We start from the raw sequence: 22,885 nt of genomic DNA on the forward strand, positions 1-22,885 counted from the left end.
TTAGCTACTTTAGGACGCGAACATAAAATAATTCAGTTGACTATTCTGACTCACCAACGTGATTTGACGTAGAACCAAAATAAAAAGAGCCACTTAGGCTCTTTTTTCAAAATGGACTTAAATCTTATTTTTATCGCTTATTGATCACGTACTAAACGATACGTTATTTCTCGCTCACTTATTATCAGTTCAACGATGATTTCATCCATAAAGAGCAGTCGAAATAATCGCTTTACTTTTTATGAAAGAATTGTGGCAAGTATTCCTTATGTGCATCTAGCATTTCATCAACAATTTGCTTTGCTACTGTATCGGATGCAACTAATGGATTAATTGTTAATGCTAGTATAGCAAGATCACGATCTCCTGTTACTGCGGCCTCGCAAGCAACACGTTCAAATGATTTAATTTGTTGTACAAGCCCACGTACAGGTACTGGTAAATCACCCATTGCGATTGGCTTCGGTCCTTCTTTTGTAATCACACAGCTAATTTCAACGGCAGAATCATTAGGAATGCTCGCGATTGCACCATTATTTCTCGTATTAACTGGTTGAATATCTCTTTTATCATTATAAATACTTGCAATCAATCGGACTGCTGCATCGGAATAATAAGCACCACCACGTTGCTCTAATTGTGGAGGTTTAATGTCTAAGTTAGGGTCTTTGTATAATTCAAAAAGATCTTTTTCCAGTTTATAAACCGTCTCCGCGCGTGTGCCTACCGTGTCTGCCTCTTGCTTCACTTTTTCGAATGCTTCTCTCATTTTATAATAATAGTTATGATAATAAGAAGGAATCGCTTTTAAGGATTTCAAGAGCTCAGGTTCCCATTCCATACCTTGCATGCTCTTTACATTACCTTCCTCGTCAAGCGATGTTAATGTGTCAATTAATTCATTCATTACACTAACACCATCTACTTTGATATCTAATCCATATACCATATGGTTTAATCCACCAAAATCAATTCGTACTCTAGAATGTTCCACACCTAGTAACTCTGCAGCCGCTCTTTCCATACCGATTGGCACATTACATAATCCTACAACTTTATCAATATTGGAATATCTTAAAACTGCCTCTGTTACCATCCCAGCAGGGTTTGTAAAGTTAATTAGCCATGCGTTTGGACACAACTCTTCCATCTCTTTACATATATCTAAAATAACCGGGATCGTTCGCAACCCTTTAAATAATCCACCAGGTCCATTTGTTTCTTGGCCTAATACACCGTATTTTAATGGGATTCGCTCATCTTTTCCACGCGCCTCCAACAAGCCTACACGTAATTGCGTAGTAACAAAATCAGCATCTTTTAATGCTTCTTTACGGTTTAAAGTTAGATGAACATCAATCGGTAATCCTGCTTTTTTGATCATACGTTTCGCAAGGTTACCTACAATATCTAATTTTTCTTTCCCCTCTTCTATATCGACTAACCAAATTTCTGATATTGGCAATTCATCATAACATTTAATAAACCCTTCAATTAATTCTGGTGTATAACTAGATCCACCACCAATTGTTGTAATTTTTATACCCTTTTTCACTAGATATCCCTCCTAAATAATTGTAAACATCATTCATGATCTATTTAAAATTAATTTTTGACTGCTTGCATTTTTTTGAAATGATAAAAAGCACCGAGCATACCCGCATCATTTTGATACTTGCATGGAACAACCGGTATTTCAAATTCGTGCCAGTAGTGATATTCTTTTAGCTGTCGATTAATTTCCTGAATTAAGTAAGGTTGTGCACTAACACCACCACCAATTAATATTTTTTCAGGGTTTAATGTCACACAAAGATTGAAGATACCTCTTGAAATATGCTCAATCCAACTATCAATCATTTTTTTAACATGCGGATCGGTTAATGCATCTTCAAAAATGTCTGCACCTTCTACCTCTTCGTTTGTTTGCTTATAGGTCTTGTAGTCTTTTACTAGATTAGAGAATCCTGCTGTTTGGTGCATATTTTTCTTGTAATCAGAAGCAAGGTGCGTAATCATCATGCCGTACTCGCCTGCTCGTAGACGAGAGCCTCGATAGATATCACCATTTAGATAAATACAACCACCTATTCCTGTTCCTATCGTCATACAGATAAAACTCTCACACCCTTGGGCATTACCGGTATTCCTTTCTGCTAAGGCTGCACAATTCCCGTCATTTTCCGTCTCGACTGGCAAAGAAACTTCCTTCTCTAGTAATTGTTTAATATTTTTCCCATCTAATGCCGTGATTGCACCTGCTCGTTCTGAATAACCTGTATGGACATCAATATAGCCAGGCATACTAATCGCAATACCACGAATGTCATAACTCGTTTGATAGGTACGTACAGTCGAAAATAAATGATTTAAAAATCGATCTAAATCATTTGTTTCCGTCTTGTAAGTAGATGCTGTAATTATGTTACCGCTTGCATTTACCAAGCCATGTTTTATCTTTGTGCCTCCGAAATCAAACACAATTACATTGCTCATTTAATCCCTCGCAATCTAATAAAAAGGATCATTACTTCATACTCTTGTAATGATCCAATTTAACATCGGAATATATCCAACTAGGAACCGAATCTTTTATACATCTCAATCATTTCTTTTACTAATTCCTTGATCGTTTCTGTATTCATCAGCTGGTCTTCAGCGTGCATTAGGAACAAGGAAAACCTAAGCTCCTCTCCAGCAGCCTCTTTTTGAATTAATGAAGCATGCGCTTTATGCCCTTCAACAAAAAAGCTTTGAGATTCCTGTAGTTTTTCTTCTGCTTGATCAAAATCCCCATTTTTCGCTGCATAAAGAGCTTCCATTACTAGGCTTTTTGCTGATCCAACGTTACTAATAATTTGAAATGGAATCATTTCCAAACTCTCTTCAGTCATTTACATTACACCTTTCAACTAACAGCCTAAATCTTGAATAAATCATCCCTGGTTTAAGCCTGATTTTACTTATTTTTTCATTTAACTCCTTATAATGCAAAGCAGTTAAATTATTTATTATCGATCATTGTCAAAGCTGTTGCTAATACTTTTTCACCATTCATTGTGCCATAATCTTGCATATTAATTGCGTCTACTGGAATACCCTTGCCACTTAATTCTTTTTCATATTGAGGCTTCATATATCGCACTTGTGGTCCTAGTAATAAAACATCGACATTTTTCTTTGCGAAAGCATCATTGGATTCTGAAGCAGAAACAGCAAAGATATCCGCTTCCAAACCTTGCGCTTCTGCTGCTTTTTGCATTTTTGATACCAATAAACTTGTACTCATTCCTGCTGAACAAACTAACATAATTGTTTTCATTGAAATTCTCCTCCATTTTTTATATCCTCATGAAGCATATGGATATGATATTAGTATTGAAAACATTCTCATTGTAAAGCAAATAGCCACTTCTTTCGAATGATTTCAATCAATAAATTGATAAACTTTTATCATTATATTTAATCCGAGCAAACATCTCTTTAAAAGATGAAATACCTGTTTATCCTTCTCGATAAAAGTTAGTTAAGCCAAAAGATTTGCTTTTTTCGGATGTGGCTTCAAATTCATACTGCTTTTGCATCTCGAATCATCTTTTAATGACAGAGACTTTGTCAATAGATAACACTTCTCCCCTCAATCACTATCCTTCAGCTTTGTTAAAGTAAGCTGCTTCTATTTGTTTAAGCATTTGCTTAAATCTCTTTTTCTTCATCGGAGACAAAAATAAACCAAAAATCGTATCATTCATGTTTTGAAGGAATCCGAATGATTTCATTGTTTCATTATAGTGTAATTCACAGCTTTCATTGTCTATCGGACGAATCTGATAGGATACTAAAAAATCATTTTTATTACTAGTTGTTCGATACGCATAGGATTCATTTTTTCTAGCTTCTTCAATTCGAAGCGTCGCTTTAGCATGCTTTGAAAAAGTCTTTGTGTATTCGAATCCTTCCAGCTGTTTTTCTGGTATTTTTTTTTCTGTTTGTGATTCAATGTCTGCTAAAACAGAATTGATAATCGTTTCATATAAAAATTCAGCTGGAACTTGCATTTTTTGAACTATTTCCATTAGATTCACCTAATCTTTTTTCGTTTTTTCTTTCCCCTAATCAAGATAAAGATACCAACTACAATAAGAAAGAGTGCAGTAGTCAAATTAAAAATATTGTATGTTCCTGTCTTAGCGTTAGCGCTGATTACGAATAACAGACAGCCCATACTAAGTAGAACCCATCCTGATTTATTCACATTCATCATCCTTTTTTATTCGGCAGGGGAAACACGGAAGTAAAGAACAGTACCCCAAGGCTGGCCTTTAATGACTTTCTTTACCAATTTCGATGCATCTTCTAAATTCTTCATATTTGTTTCGAAATAAAGGTTTATTCCCTTTTTTTCTTTATAGGAAAATTCAACACCATCTTCCTTGTAGTTGTTTAATAGATCAATAATTTTGTCTTGATGTACTGCAGAACTAATTTCAATCAATTTTACTTCTCCTTTCTTTAAACCTTAAGAAGGATAAGCCACTTCACCATGGAAGCGGCCTCCTTCAATTAAGCATTTAACCTTGTATTGAATTGTTATCACTTTCTGAATCTACAACTGGATCTTCTTTAGTCAAATCCGGATCCATTTTGTTTGCGGAAATAACAAACGGAAGCCAAATCAAGAATGACGCTACCATAGCTACCAATGTAACGATTGGGGCACGCCAGTCTGCACCTGTTGCCAAGTACGAGAATAAGAACGGCGGAGTAACCCAAGCTACTACTACTGATACTGGAGCAACTAACCCTAAAATTGTTGCAAAATAACCGATAGCAACAGATACCACTGGTGCAATCAAGAACGGAATGAACATGAGTGGGTTTAATACAATTGGTAAACCAAACATGATCGGTTCATTGATATTAAAAATACCAGGTCCTACTGACAAGTTCGCAATTGTACGGTAATCTTTACGTTTAGAGAATAGTAGAAGCGCGATGATTAAGATAATCGTTCCACCAGAACCACCATACCAAACATAAGCATCAAACGATCCACGCACCCACATGTAGCCACTTTCAAGAACTGCATCCATTCCACCTTGTTGGAACAGGTTCACGTTTTCTAGTTGTGCAACACCGAATACCCCTTCTAAAATTGGAGCAAGTACGTTCGGGCCGTGAATTCCAAAGAACCAGAACAATTGAACAAATAAGGTAACTAAGATAACTGCTCCAAACCCTTGTGATAGTCCGAGAAGCGGGAGAGCAATTGTTTCTTGTAGCCATTGTAAGAATGTCAAGTCAGGAACGAGCTTAGAGAATACATAATAGAAAAGACCAACAACATATAAAGCGACCGTAGCAGGGATAATCGCTGCAAACGCTTTAGAAATAGCTGGCGGAACAGATTCCGGCAACTTAATCGTAATGTCTTTCAACATTAATTTAACATAAATCATCGTAGCTACAAAACCAATAATCATTGCAGTAAAGAAGAAGTTAGCATCTAAGTTACTTAACGGAAGCCAGCCCCAACCCGCTGCTGTGATACCTTCACTAGTTGCTGCCCAACCAGCATTATTGATAGAATCAACTGTTTCTTGGTTTAAATTTAGTCCTGTAATGGAACCAGAGAATGAGAATGTTATACCAGCGATTGAAGCTGCTGTAGAAACAATCCCCCCAGATAATTCGTTTACACCATACGCTTTGGCAAGGTTAAAACCCCATGAAAATACGAAAATTAGACCGGCAATTGCAAGCGTTCCATTCCATATAAATCCATTGATTGCAATAATATCTTTAATTATTGGAATGGTATTTCCGTCATATCCATCAAAAAATTGCGGTGGTAAATCTCGCAAAAGCGCATTAAGCATAACCGCGACAGAACCAGCCATTGTTGCTGGAATCGTTCCAACAAATGCATCCCTCAAAGCAACAAGGTGCTTTTGTCCACCAATTTTACCTGCGATAGGTAGAAAATACTTTTCTAGCAATGTAATTAAAAAATTCATTAACGATACCCTCCCTTTAAGGAATAATAAAATAAGATCAATACTAACACGGTGTCACATCTTGGAGTATCTTGTTTCCTATAGCTTCTTTTCTTATTTCCTCTACACCACTCCCTTCAATCCTAGCCGTAAATGCTAATTTTTGATGACCCACTTCTTTGCAATATCGCTTTTGTCAAATCGATTGATAACTTACTTCTAAAATCACTAGCTGACAAAAGAAAGTCTATAAAACTTATATTGTTGACAACAACAGAATAGAACAATTTATTGAGCAATAACCCCTTGCTCTAGCTGTTGTTATAACCAAATCTTCAATTTAACCTGTTTTAAAATCGTAATTTTTTGTGTAGAAATAAGTGCTTGTGTTTTTTTATGTATAAGGTTTTATGGATAATTTTAATAACTAATTCCGCCACACACCTCACAATGTATAAGTGAAAATCAACAATTGCAAGCGCATTCATTTTGTGACTGCTACGTTTGTAATTATTACGAACAAACAGAAACTACATGTGACAAATCTTTTTATTGCTAATTATCTTAGAATATTGATTAAACTGACATTGGTGTACGAAGACAATATTCAATTTCATTACAACCATCTAGATTTGTTATAACAAAGATGTTCTTTCTAGTATTAAATGATATAAAATCAATTATTTACGTAACTTTTCTGTTTAGACTAAGAGGAGTACTGCCTGTTACATATGAACTATTTTTGTGACATAGCGGTGAACAATTGGACTAGATTCATATGGTTAAGTAATTCATTGTTCTTATATAATCAAGTGTCTCTATGTTTATAACTATTCTAATAATCTTAGAATATAACAACTCTTTTGAGCTTAATTTACTTGATTTACATTTATTATACTAATTCCAAACACATTTGTATACTGTTTTTTGTACTTTTTTTAAAAAGTATCTCAAAATGTTAATATTTTTGTTAACGTATTACTCATAAGCATACAATTAATACAATTGTTAATACAATAAAACATTTTAAAAATAAATACGTAGTCTTGTTTCAATCATTAGATTCGAGTCTCATACGGACATTAAAATCACCGAAAAATAGCAATTATCCTTTTATCTTAACAACAATAAAACAGCCGTCAATCCCATTCTACCATGGAATTTCGGCTGTTTGTTTATTGTATTAAACAATTGAAATGAAAAATGATTTTATTATTTTATTTCATTAAAATCTTTTAATAAAACGTTGTATATGTTTCATGTTTAAGAAGAGTAATTGTAAAATGAATACAGTTAAATAAAAATAGAACGCATTTAATTGTATCCGACTAATTCAGTACATACACAAGATAAACAGGAAAAACATTGTATCAATAAAAAATTGTAATTACAATTTAAACCATCCTATAAATTAACTGATTTGTTATTACTATTTAAAACAACTCCTTCGCCAATAATCGATATACATTTAAACGTTTTTCCTGTGAATGCGGAATACTACAAATCATTGCTTCATCGTAACCATAATAGTCCTTCTCTTCTTGTAGCGTCTTTGCAATTTCTTTTGCATCTCCAACTAAATGAATTTTACGATTTTCGTTTATTATCATGCGATCCATTTCTGTCAAAGGGTAGTCGCGTGCTTCCTCTGGTGTCATGACGCGCGTGATTTTCCCTCTCATAAATAACAAACGCCAAATATCTTGTGGCTTCGCTTCAAATTCAGCTTCTTCTTTTGTTTCAGCGACTGTTATCATATAAGAAACGTTTATTTCTGGTTTTTGCATAAAAGCAGAAGGTTGGAAATTCTTTTTATACGTATCTAAAATCTCTTTCGACATCTGACCATTGAAAAATTGTGCAAAAGAATAACCTACCCCTCTACGACCTGCCTCAACAGCACTATTACCGCTCGATCCTAACAACCATGCCTCTGGTAAAACAATTTGGTCTGGTGTGGCAATTGTTTTATGATATAAACGATCTTTAGGTACTTCGTCATGCATTAACTGCAATGCCGCATCAAATTTTTCATACATATTGTTTACCATAGGTTGCCGTCCTTCAGATAAAGCATATATTGCGTGATTATCCCCGCCAGGAGCTCGACCAACACCAAAGTCAACTCGCCCCGGCGCATAGGCACTCAAGGTTTTAAATACCTCAGCCAATTTCAATGGGGAATAATGCATCATCATCACTCCACCCGTTCCGATACGAATATTTTTTGTTTTTGCAGTTAAAAAGGCTGTCGAAATTTCTGGAGCAGAGCTTGCAAAAACATTCGTGTCTGAACCGGCATGATGTTCGGCCATCCACATGCGATGGTAGCCTAATTCATCTCCTAATATGGCTAGCTCTTCTGCCTTTTTTAACGCATCTGTCGCTTTGTTCCCTCTCGTAATAGGTGCTTGATCTAGAATACTTAATCTCATTTAGATAACATCCTTCCCATAAAAAATGAATCATTATTTTTCGATTTAGTGTAGAATATCTTGTTTCTGTTCTTCACGTAATTTATCAGGTGTTACATCATTACCAAGCGGATCAATGACCTTCACCCCAGAAAAAGTACTTATCATTTGTCCTCGAATTTCGCGCAAGTAATCCTCGCGTAACACTTGTTGTTCTACTCGTTCAGCATTTGTCAAACCTTCTTCGCGTTGCTTTTTCGCTAATTCATTAATACGCCCTAAACTTTTAATCATTTTGTTTTCTCACCACGCTTCTTATTCATTTTTTCTATAAAAACATACGAGCACTTATGTTGTTAATGCAAGGAAATGCGGTACGACATATTCACCCAATTCTTGAATTACTTCTGCTATCGGTCGATCCCTATTTTCCAAAACTAGAATGACATGATTCACCCCGATATTTTGTAATGCATAAAGGTAGTCAATCAAAAACTTGTGACCTGATGTAAAACCGACTTTTACTGGAATTGGATACGGTGCAGCCATTGGATTTTTCGATAAATTAATAACTAGAGGCTGTGTGAAAGGCTTGAACCTTCCTGACGCTTCTCGCCAACGCTCAATTAGCTCCTGCTGACGAAATGCCTCCTGCCCATAAAACATCCAGCCGTCTGTATTTTCTGCTAACCATTCTATCGTTTGCCCAGAAAATCCCGTCCCTAAAATGGGAATTGTGTTTAAAAGAGGTTTAGGAATCACATCCCCTTCCGTTAGCCCAACACGCTTGGACTGTATTTGTGGAAAGGCTTCTTTCCACACCTTCCGCATAATTGAAATAGACTCTCTGAACAATTCGGCCCGCTCCTCACGTTCTACTTTAAATGCAGGAAATTCAATCTTACGGTCTCCTGTTGCCACGCCAAACAAAAAACGTTGCTTAGACATATCATCTAAAGATGCAGCTGACTTCGCTACATGCAAAGGGTGTCGCAATGTAGTAACTACACTTGCAGTACCGAGTGCAATTTCTTCTGTATGTGCGCTGATGTATGTTAGTAGCAAGAATGGATCATACATCACGCCATTATCACCGAAATTTGGGTCATACAATGGGGAATCTCTTACGAACAAAGAGGAAAACCCTAGGCTTTCCGCTTGCTTTGCTAGCGTCACTTGTTCTGTTACATTTAATGACCAAGGACTACCGTTAGCAGCCTCCGTAGAAAAAGAAATTCCCAGCGTCAATTTATTTTCTTTAAATGTTCGAGCAAAACCATTATGGGATTGAAATTCTTTCATATATACTCCACCTAACAATGGCGCTTTTCGATTTTATAACACTTTCTTTTCCTGTACCCACGCCTGTAGCATTTCTGCTTTTTCTGGATAGTCTTTTTTAGTTTTCTCATACAAAGTTGCGATTGTTTCGCGTTTCAACACAGCTTTCCAAGATGACTCAGCTTCTTCCATTAAGCCTGTTAACAAGCAGCATTGATCTACTTCCTCCAATGCCAGCATGTCACACAATACACCGCTTGAACAATAAAGCGATTGTTTCCCCTCTATCGCAAGGTAAATATCATACACTCGAATATTTTCAGGTTTTTTCTTTAACTTAAATCCGCCTTTTACCCCTGGCACAGAAGTAATTAAATCCGCACTGACTAGCTTTCTCAACAGTTTTTGAAAATACGTTGATGAGGCACCTAGTTGTTGACTAATTGCTTCTCCTGGTAATACCGCTTTGTCCGGTAACATTTGTAGGATCAAAATGGCATATACGGATTGTTCCACTCCAGTTTTCATTTGCATGCTTCATCACCACCTTTATTCTACTGGCTTTAACTATGTTACAAATTAAATGTTACTAACGAGGATATATATTGTCCGCTTTAGTTTAATTTATGGATCTTTAAAAGTAAACTTATTTGCTCGTGTTATTTTTTTGGTTGTTTATATTGTTTCCATATTTATTAGCGTCACAACTAATCATTTTCTACTTGATAAATTAGAAGAAAACTAGTAAACTATTCTAGTGCTTATCAATTAAATTACCTGTATAACCTCAGAATATGGCTTGAGGGTCTCTACCAGGAACCTTAAAATCCTGATTACAGAAAATGAATCATTCATTTTTTGTAATCAGGATTTTTTATTTCCTAAAACACATACAACATAGTTATCTCAGAAAGGACGAAAAACAGCATATGAATGTAAAAGTTTTTATACTCGCATTATCAACAGTAGCAGTTGGACTAGTTGAATTAGTCATCGGAGGTATCCTACCAACTGTCGCCGCCGATTTAAACATCTCATTAAGCTCTGCAGGACAACTAATTTCGGTGTTCGCACTTATATATGCCATTGCCGGCCCTGTGTTACTAGTCTTAACTAGCAAGATGGAACGAAAAAAATTATACCTTATATCGTTGTTCGCTTTCTTCATCGGTAATGTTATGACTTATTTCAGTCCAAATTTCACCTTAATGATGGTCGCAAGGGTATTAACCGCAATGAGCACAGCACTGATCGTTGTATTATCCTTAACGATCGCATCAAAAATTGTAGCACCAGCACACCGAGCAAAAGCGCTAGGACTTATCTATATGGGGATTAGCTCATCACTTGTTATGGGTGTCCCACTCGGCATTCTAATTTCCGATCAATTTGGCTGGCGCATTATTTTTCTTGGCATTGCCATTGTATCGATCGGTTCCTTTATCCTAATCTCGATCTTTTTGGAGCAAATCCCTGGAGGAAGTACAGTGCCACTAAAACAACAATTGAAAGCTGTGAGTAGCTTTAAGTTAGGGAGCGCCCACCTTGCAACAATGTTTATGCTAGCAGGGCATTACACGTTATATGCGTACTTCACTCCATTTTTAGAGACGGAGCTTGGCCTAAGTTCGACTTGGATTAGCATTAGTTATCTGTTGTTTGGTGTTGCAGCAGTAAGCGGTGGCGCATTCGGCGGGATTCTTTCAGACCGAATCGGACCACCAAAAAGTATCATTGCCGTCATCGTAGCGTTTGCTGCCGTACTATTCATCCTGCCATTCACTACGTTTTCAATCGTGGTGTTCATACCGGTTATGATGATCTGGGCTGCATTAAGCTGGAGTCTAGCTCCACCACAGCAAAGCTATTTGATTCAAACAGATCCTGCAACATCTGATATTCAGCAAAGCTTTAACAACTCGGCATTACAAATCGGCATCTCACTTGGATCAGCCTATGGCGGTGTTGTATTGAATTTCTCCAGTTCCATTTCCAATATGGCTTGGTTCGGTGGAATCCTTGTGATTATTTCGTTGCTATGCGCAGTGTTTTCTTTGACGAGGAAAACGGCTGTGAAGAAGGATGCTAAGGTTGGATTGAACGTAGAGACAAATGGATAATTCAGGTTTGAAGAGCCGAAGACAGCACCACTCTTGGTTATTGAGTAGTGCTGTCTATATTCTAAAATTGAATTTTGTTATGTACAGTTCACAGCTACCAATCTAAATAAGATTTTTAAGGGTTTTTGATCTTCCGGATGGAGCAGAAGAGATTCCTAACAATTTTGCTTGATTTGTCACTTCATCAAGTTGTCTGTTGAAATCTACTTTAGCTAGCTGTTCTAAGTCGACTCTAATTCTAAGTAGAGTTCCCTTTATGTTACAATCATTAACATCTTGAATACCATTACTGAACGTAATAGACTTATCAGAAGTTGCTATACTTATAGTTCCACCTGCTTCAGTTATAATACTTCTTACCATTGCTAATCCAAACCCAGAGTTAAGGTAATTCGTTGGAGCATAGCTATGGTTACTACCAGCAGTAATCCCAGGCGTGAATGCTTTCTTTATCGCTTCTTCTGTTGTATCTTTATCAAACCATTTTTCTTCAATATCAAAGGGTATGGTTTCCTTTAATCCTATACCTCTGGCTGAAATAACTAATTCTACTTCATCATTTTTTGGTATATATTGTGAATCACTAGCGTCACATTAAAATATTTTCGTGTAATACCAAATACAGAATTTTCTGTATTTAGTATATTCCCATAAAAAAATCCTTTATAATGGTTGGTGGTAGTAACCTATCCAAATCCAATATAAAGGACAAAAGTCATGAATAAGTCTACACGAAAAACATCATTTACACAATGGTTAACGCCTATTAATCAAACTTTATTTGAAGAACAGGTGAAAACATATCAACTGAATCACTATACAAAAAAGCTACATATGGATTCATTTATGTCATTACTGCTTTATGCTCCACTTCATGAAACTGAAAGCTTACGAGCACTCAGTGATGCTGTTTTCTCAGATGATTTACAACAAGCAATTGGGTTAGAATCCATTAGTTTTTCACAGCTAGGAAGAAAGCTAAATCAGATGCCAACTGCTTTCTTTCAAACGATTTTTCTGGATTTAGTTGCTAAGATTCATGAAAAAACAAATTTTCAAAAACGAAGAAAAGGAACAACACCCTTAAAGATCATTGATTCTAGCACATTGCCATTAAATTTAACGAACCATCAATGGGGTGAATTTCGTAAAACAAAGTCAGGTGTCAAGCTACATTTACGACTTGTGTTTATGGAAAAGGGTCTTTCCTATCCAGATCAAGCGGTTCTTACCAATGCAATTGAACATGACCGTGGACAACTAGAGGTTTTGATCGACGACAAAGCCTGCATGTATGTTTTTGATCGTGGCTATATGGATTATGAGCGTTTTGATCGTATGACAGATGATGGTTGCTTTTTTGTTTCACGCTTGCGAAAGAACGAGGTAGTAAGAGTGCTTGAGACTTCTCGACTTCCATCAGTATCTAACGTATTATCAGACGAAATGGTTGTCATCGGAACATCGCAAAATCGTTCAGAAAACGTATTTCGTAGATTAAAACTATTAGATACAAAAGGAAATGAGCTAACTTTACTCACCAATCGCTTTGATTTAGACGCTGATGAAATAGCCGATATCTATCAATCAAGATGGGCAATTGAACTATTTTTTAAAATGAATGAAACAACATTTAAGTATTAAAAAGTTTTATGGACATAGCGAGCAAGCGGTTCATAATCAAGTGAACGTACTCGCTCAATTGAACACAAATAGTGACCGTAGTTACTTACAAATAAGTCGCCACTTAAAAGCATCCTTATGGAGACCATCATATATTTGGGTTCAGAAAATCAAAGGAAAAGGCGTCCCGTAAAGCTTCTAACTCACTGTTTCCCTTGCCATTAGCTATCGTAAAAAAATAGATGTTTACTACCTTAACTTAGGTGTTTCATTTTTTTGTTTTGTACCTAAACACGTAGTCAGAATATTCAAACGTTATTTATGCGACGATAGTGTGTTAATCAAATTATTAGACACAGAAAATAGAGATTTCTATAACCTAACACGGTGGTGCCCATTCATCACCGTGTTAGATCAAGCAAGCTAATCATGATAGAGGTTCTAAAAATATTCAACGTTTTGTGTGTCCAATATCTTGACATAAGTTCATTGATTACTCTAGACTATTGATAGTTCATCAACAAACAGCTTTTCAAACGTTGCCACGCTTAATTAATTAGGTTTTTTATTTGCTTATCAAAACGTTTACTTACTTAGATATATCTATAGGAGAGATAGGACAATGACAAATAAAGTTGAGATTTTAATGCATCCTGTAAGAGTAAAAATATCCCGAGCATTAATGAGGAACAAAGAAAATGGATTAAGCCCACGTGAAATGCTGGAAATTATTAAAGATGTTCCCCAAGCAACCCTTTATCGGCATATACAAGTGTTATTAGACGCAGGTATCATTCGTGTGGTAAAAGAAAAAAAAGTTAGATCTGTTTCTGAAAAGTACTACATTTTAAATGAAGAAAAGGTGCTTCTAAGCAGTGCTGATTGGAACAAAGCCTCCTTAGATGAAAAAATAAACTACTACTCTTATTACCAATTATCACTCTTAAATCAATATAAAAATTATCTAACTCATTTAGATAACGATGATTCAGCAGATGGATCAACATTCTCAATGGTAGAATTAAAGCTTGATGATGAAAGGTTCAAAGACTTTCAAACAGAACTTAATGATCTGATGGTGAAATATTACAATGATACAAGTAAAAATACCGAAAAAAATGCACCTATCCGAACAATTGGTATTACTATTATTCCAGATTCTTAAATTTATAAAAAACACACAAACAGACCCCACCTAAAATGTTACAAAAGCAAGGCATTCAAGTATTTTCTTTTTAAAGCAAAAGATAGAAGTATATTGTTAAGGTATATTTTTTGAAGATAATAACATATATTCAAAAAATCATCTATCTAACAACCTTTTCATTTTAAAATTGAATTTCTTACTAGGCTATCCCTAGCAACCGCGTGTGCCCTGTTAAAGTATACGACTTACCATTATCTCACAACGATAATCAATGCTTAAATTCTTTGTGCGTAATTCGTTGTACAGAAATGAGACTAACTCTATAAAGCCAATAGAAAAATTTAATACTCTGTATATTAGCTAGTCGGACATAACAAATAAGCTTGACGATTTTAAAATTAATCATCAAGCTATTTCTTGTCAATTCGGCTCTATTATATATGTTGGGTTATAAAATTTAAGCAAAATACAACACGCAAGCTTCTATATCCCTTACACTTTAATTAACTAGAAACAAACTAAAAAGATAGAAAAAAGCACTCCTACCCCAACATTTGATATAGCATATCGCTTCAAACAAAATATGACATTAAACCGAGGATTCAAATAATATCCGCTCAACACGAGGGACACTAAATTAACATTTTAAGTATGGGGACTAATGCGGAAAATATCGCTAAAAAGAGTAAAATAAAGCCTAATTCTCTATTTTCTTTTTTTATTAATTGAATACAGTAAATAACTATGAATGCCACTATTAAATAAGTAATCACAGTATTAAAAATGACATCTTTTATTTGAAAGATATACGATAATACTATGAAAATCACAATAGATAACGCTGATAAGAACTTTATTACATTCAATTTAATTATCCCTCCCTATATTATTTAAATTCTAATATGAATTCATTTAAAAACATCCAATATTAAATTCTTAAAATGCAGAAAAAATTTTAAATATTACATGTATACTTGAATGATCCATGTTTTGGAACAAAGGTATCACATGATATCAAATCGAATAAGTTTTAGCATTGGCAGGACTTATACCACAAGGACTTTGAAAAACAAAAAAAGAAGTTAACACCCAAATAGTATGACGAAAATATTAATTGAAGAAATAATAACTATATCTAAGAGACTATATAAAAAATGACCAGAGAAGAAATTGCTAACTGCAACTCATTCTTCTCCAGTCAAACGGTTCATATCATTTAACCAGGAAGACACAATCGCTCCTAGTTAAACGTCAATCAATTCTTACTCGCTTAAAAATAAATATCCTTTTATTCATGTCAGTAAAACAAAGCAAACAACGAGACGTCTTTCAGTCATTATTAGATAACTAACTTATAATTTTTCTCCATTGGTTGCAATTACTTCTTTGTACCAGTGGAACGAATCTTTTCTAACACGCTCCAAGCTTCCTTCACCTTGGTCATCTTGGTCTACGTAAATAAATCCGTAACGTTTACTCATTTGAGAAGTACCACAACTAACTAAGTCAATACATCCCCAAGTCGTATAACCCATCAATTCAACGCCGTCTTTAATCGCTTCTTTCATCTGAATAACATGCTTTTCTAAATAATCAATTCGGTAATCATCATGAACTTTGCCATCAGCTGTTAATTCATCTTTTGCTCCAAGTCCATTTTCACATACAAATAAAGGAATTTCATAGCGATCATAGAGCTTGATTAGTGAAATACGTAATCCAATTGAGTCAATCGGCCAATCCCATTGTGTCAACTCTAAGTGTTCATTTTTGATCGGACTATCAAAAGTACCAGCAAGCTTAGAAGCATCTTCTCTCGCTTCGGTCACATGAGACATGTAGTAACTAATTGCTACATAATCAACCTTTCCTGCTTTCAAAATGTCAGCATCGCCATCTTCCATTACAACGTTAATATTATTATCTTCAAAATAACGCGTCATATAAGAAGGATATTCTCCTCTTACCTGCACATCTGGATAGAAATAATTCAATTGATTCGATTTTAGAGCTTGTAGCTGATCTTCAGGCTTTGTTGTTAAGGCATAAGATTCGATTTGGTTAATCATACAACCAATCTTGCCATCTGGAATGATCTCTTTCATTGCTTTAACAGCTAATGCACTAGCTAAAAACTGGTTATGGGAAGCTTGATAAGCTGCCTCTAAAGGATCATCAACTAAATCAGCTAGTACACCCGCTCCAGTATATAAGCTATTTAGGTTCATATTCATTTCATTAAAAGTAATCCAATATTTCACTTTGTCCTTATAGCGATTTAAAATCACGCGAGCAAATTTTTCGAACAACGGAATTAATTGTCTACTAACCCAACCGTTGTATTTCTCTGTAAGAGTGATTGGCATCTCATAGTGTGACATCGTTACTAATGGTTCGATGCCGTATTTTTTACATTCATCAAATACCTTATCGTAAAATTCTAATCCCTGTTCATTTGGCTCATCTTCTAAACCCGTTGGAAAAATTCGTGCCCATGAAATAGAAAGTCTAAATGTTTTAAATCCCATCTCCGCAAATAAAGCAATATCCTCTTTATAACGATTATAAAAATCAATTCCCCAACGCTTTGGAAATAAATAATCACTTGGATTTTCTTTGTAAGCTTTGAGCTCCTCTGAGCTAACGTTAAATGTAAAGTTATCTACCTTTCCTTTTGCATACGGATCTTTATATGCCGCAAAATCTGATGTTGATAACCCCTTTCCATCTGTCAAGTATGCTCCTTCTATCTGGTTTGCTGCAGTTGCACCTCCCCAAAGAAAGTCCTGTGGAAAGCCTTTATTGTTTTTATTCATTTAAAATTCCTCCTATAATAATTGTAATAATGTATATTTATCTAAACTTACTTGATTAAAACAAGTAAATTTTGATCACAAGCATTAACTTCCTTTACACCACTAGGTAAAACTTCTAAATACTCAGGAGAGTTTGCTACAATAACAGGGGTTAGAGTAGAGATTCCCTCGCTTTTTAAATAATCTAAATCAAACTCAATTAACTTATCTCCCTTGGTCACTTGCTGATCTTTTTCTACAAGTACCTTAAAGCCTCGTCCTTTCAAGTCAACAGTATCAATGCCAACGTGAACAAGAAGCTCGGTTCCATTTTCAGAAAGTATTCCAACAGCATGATTAGTAGGTGGAATAGCAACGATTTTACCAGTAAAAGGTGAATAAATAACTCCTTCAGATGGCTGGATCGCTACTCCTTTTCCCACTGTTTCAGATGCAAATGTCTCATCTGGAACTTCGGATAAAGAAACTACTTCTCCTGACAAAGGAGATGAGATTTCAATTGGTTTCTTTTGTTGTTCCTCTGCATTTACTTCACTTTTATTTTGTAATGATTCTTTTTTTGAATCTTCATCATCGAAACCTAATACTATGGTGACTATTAGCGCCACAGTAAAACTTACAGCAACTCCAATTAATGCAAATATTAGATTATTCGTTCCGGAGATGATATACGTCGGCAATGACATGATGCCTGGTATTGTAAATGCAGTTGCTTTTACTGAAAGTGCGCCAAATAACGCACCACCAGTTGCACCTCCAATTAAACTAGCATAAAAAGGTTTTTTTAATCTTAATGTGACACCATATATGGCTGGCTCTGTAATTCCAAATACTGCAGGTATTAAAGAAGAAAATGAAATTTGTTTTGTTTTTTTATTTTTCGTCTTTAAAAGCACACCCGTTACAGCACCTGCCTGAGCAAGATTTGCTACTAAATTCATTGGTAAGAACATAACATCGTGTCCGTAACGCTCGAAACTAGCAAACGTACTTGGGAAGAAAGCATAGTGCATACCTGTGATTACAATAATTGGCATTAACCCTCCCATTAATAAGCCAGCAGCTAAACTAGAGAATGAGAACATAGCAGAGAAAATAGATTCTAAGTATGACCCTAAGTACATTCCCATTGGGGCTAAAATGACTAACATAATCGGAGCGGTAATTACCAAGCTAAGTAACGGTATAAAAATAATATTTAAAGATTTAGGAATAATCTTTCCTAACAATTTATTAACATAGCTCAGCAACCAGGTTGTCAAAATAATAGGTATAACAGAAGATGCATAGCTAGCCATCGGAACTGGGATACCCATAAATAGTAAGCTTTCTGTTCCTGTATTAGCATACTCAATGATCTGAGGATACATTAAGATACCTGCTAAGGATACTGCGATTGACGGATCAGCATTAAACTTTTTAGCAGATGAAAATGCTAATAAGAAAGGTAGAAAATAAAACGTTGCATCTGAAATAAAATGTAAAAGCTCATAGTTTGAAGATGCCGGGTCTAACAAACCTAACGCAACAAAAAGTGCTAAAAGACCTTTTAACAACCCAGCCCCAACAATGGCTGGTAAGATAGGAGTGAAAACACCTGAGATAACATCAAGAAGTCCTTCAAAAAAGTTCGCCTTGTTTTTTCTTTGCACATTTTGCTCATTATTATTGGTTAATACACTAACCTCTTTGTGAACATCTTCTACACCATGTCCAATAATGACTTGTAATTGACCACTTTTAAATTGAGCACCTAACACGCCGTCAATCTTTTGAATCTTATCTAGATTTACTTTTGATTCATCTTCTACATTGAATCTTAGTCTTGTAATACAGTGCCAATTTTGAATAATATTACTTATTCCTCCAGAAAATTTAACAATTTCCTCTGCAACTTGTTTCTTATTCATAACTCATTCCTCTCCTTTATTCTGTTTTATAATCCGATTACTTCGCTTCCATCTTTTAAATCAGCTGTTGGTCTAATGGCTGATTTAATCTATTGCAATAAAAAAACCTAAGCAATACGGCTTATTCGATGAAATAAGTCGTTTGCTTAGGTTAATGCCTATTGGTAACACACCTAAGTGAAAGATATTTTATTTTTTGTTTTCTCTTACAAGCCTTTCAATGTGTATAACAAGATACACAATCTCATCATCTGAGACTATCCAGTTATACTCTTTTTCAATCATATCCTTAATCATCAGTGCACAAGCATAGCTGCGCATGTATTGTGATTGAATTAGTTGACGAAAATTGCTATCCATTTCACCTAGCTGTTCAACTTTTTGCTTATTGTTGTTCCTTGCAATAAAATATCGCAAATGTGTAATAAACCTTGAATAAGTAATCTGTTGTTTGTTTAGATTAATATCAAATAAACGCTGAACAATGCCAACTATATTTTTAATAATACTTGTTACTTGAACTGTTTCTTCTATGGTGATGTTTTCTAGTTGCGCATTCACAATATGGAGCGCAATAAATGCAGCTTCCGCATCTGGAAGTGCTACTCCTAACTCTTTTTCAACAATGATTAGCGCTTTTTTTCCTATCTCATGTTCTGTATGATATAAATGCGGCACTTCCCATTGAAGAGGGTTTTCGCTATTAATTTGATCCGTATTTTTCACGGCAAAATCCAAGTGATCTGCTAAAGAGAATAATAATGACTGATTTAAATTTTTACCTATTTCAGCTTCAGACATTGTAATAATTTTTTGTGTTGCCGATAAAACATCCGGCATAATCCCTTCGATTCGTTCAGTCGTCTTCTCTTCATTAGATGGACGAAATACTTTTTGAGCTTGTTTCGGATCGATTGGTTCCCCTTGCTTTTTTTTGAAACCGATTCCAGTTCCAAACAAAATAAATTCTTCTCCACCATCATTTTCAGCTAATATGATATTGTTGTTTAGTGACTTTATAACTTGTAGCATCGTATTCACCCCTATAAAATCATAAAAAAAACACCAATATCAAAAGTAACCATGAAATGATAAGACTCAAATCCAGTTAAATTTGACTTGGTGGTGCCTGTGTTTAGACTCAGTTACACTCCTGCGTCAAATATTTAATTTCATTTTACAAATTAAATATCTCACGAACGAAGTGATTTGTCAATATTTTTTCTGTTGTTTTTTTCTGCCATTTTTCTTAAATTCATGATAATACTATGATCTCAAGGCTATTATCTCTAAATTTAGCTATTGTGTTTTCTTATCATATGTCATTATTGGTTTTGTTATGCATTTACCGTCTTCCTTATAATCTTTTTGATTACTGCCAAGGATATACGAATGTTTGTGCGTCTTATTTCAGTTTTTTAAAAGAACAGAAGATGTCTTTTCATAAAGATATATACACATCAAAGCTTATACTGTTGTAGTTATCATGAACAAAGTTATAGAACAATGGATTGATTAATTGTCTATCAAATTGGACACCAGTGTTTGTTCCAACTTCTCACAAGATTGCAAAGCACTTGTGATTTTATTCCTGTTATATTACAGGTAATTGCATACGGATACACATATTACGTTTCAATTTAGTTGAATGAGGAATTTCTCGAATCACTTCACACATATAATCACCGTCTATTCTTTTATTTTTCGATAGGATTTTTTCTCTAAATAAATAGAAAGATTCTTCTTCATCTTTAAAATCATGACAATAATCAATTGCATAGTACGCCTCAGGTAACATAATGACCTGTTCATGGTGCCTTAATGAGGCAGGACAAAAAACAAACATAGTATTAGAAACTAATACTTCTTTTAAGACATCTTCTTTTCTAGTGATTGAACCAACATGACTAAATTGAAATTCTGAGAAATTTTCTTTTGTTAAATGTTGTTTGAATTTCCTTAAGTACCGCTCATATTCCGCTTCAGTTAAATCGTAAATATTAGCAGGGATAGAGAAAGTATAAAGATAACGTTTAGGAAAATAATTTATTTCAAATGAGGTGTGTAATAAACTATCTTCATAAATAGCATTATTTTTTAGAAAGGAATGAACCTTTTTTACTTTTGTTTCTATGTTTTTTTGTTCGTTTAATAATTCTTCTGATTTTTCTTCTACTATTCTTTGTAAAGCAACATTAGGCGTTTTTTCAGCAAGCATAAGTTTGATGTCAACTAAAGAGAAATTGCAACTTTTTAAAAATTGAATACTATCGATAATTGGTGACTGTAAAATATGATAATACCGATAATTAGTAATTGGATCAACAAAATAGGGATCGAATAGGTTGATAGATTCGTAATATCTCAATGTTTGTACCGAAAGATTATTTAATTTAGCGAAATCACCAATTTTTATTAAATCACTCATGTTAAAAGCCTCCTTGACTCTATAGTTACTATAGACATTATACTATGTTTGTGAACAATTTAACATACAGGAGGGTATTAAAATGAGATTAGATAAAGTAAAAGTAATTCAGTATGGTTGTGGGAAAATGGGAGAAGTGATGGTGAACTATTTGGATCATCACGGTGCTGAAATAGTTGGAGCAATTGATAACAATCCTTCTTTAGTTGGTAAAGATGTAGGCGATTTCGCTAAATTGGGTAAAAAAACAGGTGTACTAATTTCTGATGATGCTGAAAAAGTATTAAGCGAGACAGATGCGGATATTGCTATTGTGACAATATTTAGTTATATGCCAGAAATGATGCCATTTTTCGAATTATGTTTAAAACATAATGTGAATGTTATCACTACTTGTGAAGAAGCAATTTATCCATGGCATACCTCTCCTGTAGAGACCAATTATTTAGATACGTTAGCAAAAAAGCATAATGTAACAATTACCGGAAGTGGCATGCAAGATATTTATTGGATTAATATGCCAACATTAATGATGGCTGGAATGAACAGTGTGAAGAAAATCAAAGGTGCGGTAAGCTATAACGTAGAAGATTATGGACTGGCATTAGCTGAAGCTCATGGTGCTGGGTATGATATGGAAAAATTCCAAAAAGAAGTGGCTGAAGCAGAAAGTCTCCCTTCATATATGTGGAATGCTGGAGAAGCAATCTGTTCTAAAATGAATTGGACGATTCAATCAATTTCTCAGAAGAATGTTCCTATTGTACTTGAGGAAGATATTTATTCAGCGACATTAGGACGAACGATCACTAAAGGAGATGCGACAGGTATGTCAGCTGTAACAACCATTCAAACGCATCAAGGTCCTGTGTTAGAAGTAGAGTGTATTGGTAAAGTTTATCGAGAAAACGATGGAGATATGTGTGATTGGGAAATTGAAGGAGAACCAAACATGGTATTTTCGTTAGAAAAACCAGATACAGTTGCACACACTTGCGGAACTGTAGTAAACCGTATACCATCCGTGTTAAAAGCAAAACCAGGATTTGTAACAGCAGAAATATTAGAGACTACAGAGCTAACAGTATATCCTTTACACATGTATATATAAAATCTTAATAGCCTTATTTTAAGTTTTTTTATCAAATAA

General features: G+C 34.8%; 19 protein-coding genes, 1 pseudogene and 1 riboswitch. Of the genes and pseudogenes, 4 read left to right on the top strand and 16 right to left on the bottom strand.

Annotation, left to right across the window (positions count from 1 at the left end; translation table 11 throughout):
- Positions 1 to 232 precede the first annotated feature (232 nt).
- The 11 genes from ACH6CY_RS06575 to ACH6CY_RS06625 all read right to left on the bottom strand — a co-directional run bounded on the left by ACH6CY_RS06575 (position 233) and on the right by ACH6CY_RS06625 (position 10,225).
- Positions 233 to 1,555 carry a 6-phospho-beta-glucosidase gene (locus tag ACH6CY_RS06575; protein ID WP_374066507.1) on the bottom strand — a complete coding sequence of 441 codons (1,323 nt, stop codon included), beginning with the start codon at positions 1,553 to 1,555 and terminating at the stop codon, positions 233 to 235.
- Between the two features lie 50 nt (positions 1,556 to 1,605).
- The gene (locus tag ACH6CY_RS06580; protein ID WP_374066508.1) at positions 1,606 to 2,496 is read right to left on the bottom strand and encodes an ROK family protein; all 891 of its coding nucleotides are present in this window, start codon (positions 2,494 to 2,496) and stop codon (positions 1,606 to 1,608) included.
- A gap of 80 nt (positions 2,497 to 2,576) precedes the next feature.
- Positions 2,577 to 2,894: a PTS sugar transporter subunit IIA gene (locus tag ACH6CY_RS06585; RefSeq protein ID WP_374066509.1), complete on the bottom strand. Its 318-nt coding sequence runs from the start codon at positions 2,892 to 2,894 to the stop codon at positions 2,577 to 2,579.
- Between the two features lie 110 nt (positions 2,895 to 3,004).
- Entirely contained in the window at positions 3,005 to 3,322 is a 318-nt protein-coding gene (locus ACH6CY_RS06590; protein WP_374066510.1) for a PTS sugar transporter subunit IIB, read from the bottom strand.
- 322 nt (positions 3,323 to 3,644) lie between these two features.
- Positions 3,645 to 4,076, bottom strand: a complete 432-nt coding sequence (locus ACH6CY_RS06595; protein ID WP_374066512.1) for a DUF3284 domain-containing protein — start codon at positions 4,074 to 4,076, stop codon at positions 3,645 to 3,647.
- Positions 4,077 to 4,270: 194 nt separating this feature from the next.
- On the bottom strand, positions 4,271 to 4,495 hold the full coding sequence (locus ACH6CY_RS06600) for a hypothetical protein (RefSeq protein WP_374066514.1): 225 nt from the start codon (positions 4,493 to 4,495) through the stop codon (positions 4,271 to 4,273).
- Positions 4,496 to 4,571: 76 nt separating this feature from the next.
- Positions 4,572 to 6,017: a PTS sugar transporter subunit IIC gene (locus ACH6CY_RS06605; RefSeq protein ID WP_374066516.1), complete on the bottom strand. Its 1,446-nt coding sequence runs from the start codon at positions 6,015 to 6,017 to the stop codon at positions 4,572 to 4,574.
- 1,412 nt (positions 6,018 to 7,429) lie between these two features.
- A complete protein-coding gene (locus ACH6CY_RS06610) occupies positions 7,430 to 8,431 on the bottom strand; it encodes an LLM class flavin-dependent oxidoreductase (RefSeq protein ID WP_374066517.1) in 1,002 nt (333 codons plus the stop codon).
- Between the two features lie 45 nt (positions 8,432 to 8,476).
- Positions 8,477 to 8,704, bottom strand: a complete 228-nt coding sequence (locus tag ACH6CY_RS06615) for a DUF896 domain-containing protein (RefSeq protein ID WP_374066519.1) — start codon at positions 8,702 to 8,704, stop codon at positions 8,477 to 8,479.
- A gap of 54 nt (positions 8,705 to 8,758) precedes the next feature.
- Positions 8,759 to 9,712, bottom strand: coding sequence for an LLM class oxidoreductase (locus ACH6CY_RS06620; RefSeq protein ID WP_374066520.1), 954 nt, complete (start codon positions 9,710 to 9,712; stop codon positions 8,759 to 8,761).
- Between the two features lie 33 nt (positions 9,713 to 9,745).
- Positions 9,746 to 10,225 (bottom strand): RrF2 family transcriptional regulator, encoded by a 480-nt coding sequence (locus tag ACH6CY_RS06625; RefSeq protein ID WP_374066522.1) that lies wholly within the window; start codon positions 10,223 to 10,225, stop codon positions 9,746 to 9,748.
- 223 nt (positions 10,226 to 10,448) lie between these two features.
- Positions 10,449 to 10,547: riboswitch (purine riboswitch) on the top strand.
- A 73-nt stretch (positions 10,548 to 10,620) separates the two neighbouring features.
- Here ACH6CY_RS06625 and ACH6CY_RS06630 point away from each other — a divergent pair.
- A complete protein-coding gene (locus ACH6CY_RS06630) occupies positions 10,621 to 11,811 on the top strand; it encodes an MFS transporter (protein WP_374066524.1) in 1,191 nt (396 codons plus the stop codon).
- A gap of 102 nt (positions 11,812 to 11,913) precedes the next feature.
- Here the strand turns inward: ACH6CY_RS06630 and ACH6CY_RS06635 are convergent, their stop codons facing one another.
- Positions 11,914 to 12,174, bottom strand: coding sequence for a hypothetical protein (locus ACH6CY_RS06635; protein ID WP_374066526.1), 261 nt, complete (start codon positions 12,172 to 12,174; stop codon positions 11,914 to 11,916).
- 354 nt (positions 12,175 to 12,528) lie between these two features.
- On the opposite strand from ACH6CY_RS06635, the pseudogene ACH6CY_RS06640 reads away from it, so the two are divergent.
- Positions 12,529 to 13,627: pseudogene (locus tag ACH6CY_RS06640) on the top strand (IS4 family transposase).
- 429 nt (positions 13,628 to 14,056) lie between these two features.
- Positions 14,057 to 14,599, top strand: coding sequence for a helix-turn-helix domain-containing protein (locus tag ACH6CY_RS06645; RefSeq protein ID WP_374066527.1), 543 nt, complete (start codon positions 14,057 to 14,059; stop codon positions 14,597 to 14,599).
- A 1,334-nt stretch (positions 14,600 to 15,933) separates the two neighbouring features.
- Here the strand turns inward: ACH6CY_RS06645 and ACH6CY_RS06650 are convergent.
- The 4 genes from ACH6CY_RS06650 to ACH6CY_RS06665 all read right to left on the bottom strand — a co-directional run bounded on the left by ACH6CY_RS06650 (position 15,934) and on the right by ACH6CY_RS06665 (position 21,735).
- Complete coding sequence (locus tag ACH6CY_RS06650; protein ID WP_374066529.1) at positions 15,934 to 17,397, bottom strand: glycoside hydrolase family 1 protein; 1,464 nt, start codon at positions 17,395 to 17,397, stop codon at positions 15,934 to 15,936.
- Positions 17,398 to 17,444: 47 nt separating this feature from the next.
- Positions 17,445 to 19,307, bottom strand: a complete 1,863-nt coding sequence (locus ACH6CY_RS06655) for a beta-glucoside-specific PTS transporter subunit IIABC (protein ID WP_374066530.1) — start codon at positions 19,305 to 19,307, stop codon at positions 17,445 to 17,447.
- Between the two features lie 189 nt (positions 19,308 to 19,496).
- Positions 19,497 to 20,339: a PRD domain-containing protein gene (locus tag ACH6CY_RS06660; RefSeq protein WP_374066531.1), complete on the bottom strand. Its 843-nt coding sequence runs from the start codon at positions 20,337 to 20,339 to the stop codon at positions 19,497 to 19,499.
- A 562-nt stretch (positions 20,340 to 20,901) separates the two neighbouring features.
- Complete coding sequence (locus ACH6CY_RS06665) at positions 20,902 to 21,735, bottom strand: MerR family DNA-binding transcriptional regulator (RefSeq protein ID WP_374066533.1); 834 nt, start codon at positions 21,733 to 21,735, stop codon at positions 20,902 to 20,904.
- Positions 21,736 to 21,817: 82 nt separating this feature from the next.
- Between ACH6CY_RS06665 and ACH6CY_RS06670 the strand changes: the two genes are divergently transcribed.
- A complete protein-coding gene (locus ACH6CY_RS06670) occupies positions 21,818 to 22,846 on the top strand; it encodes an NAD(P)H-dependent amine dehydrogenase family protein (protein ID WP_374066534.1) in 1,029 nt (342 codons plus the stop codon).
- Positions 22,847 to 22,885 lie beyond the last annotated feature (39 nt).

This window comes from Paraliobacillus sp. JSM ZJ581 (assembly GCF_044383835.1).
Lineage (GTDB): Bacteria > Bacillota > Bacilli > Bacillales > Amphibacillaceae > Paraliobacillus.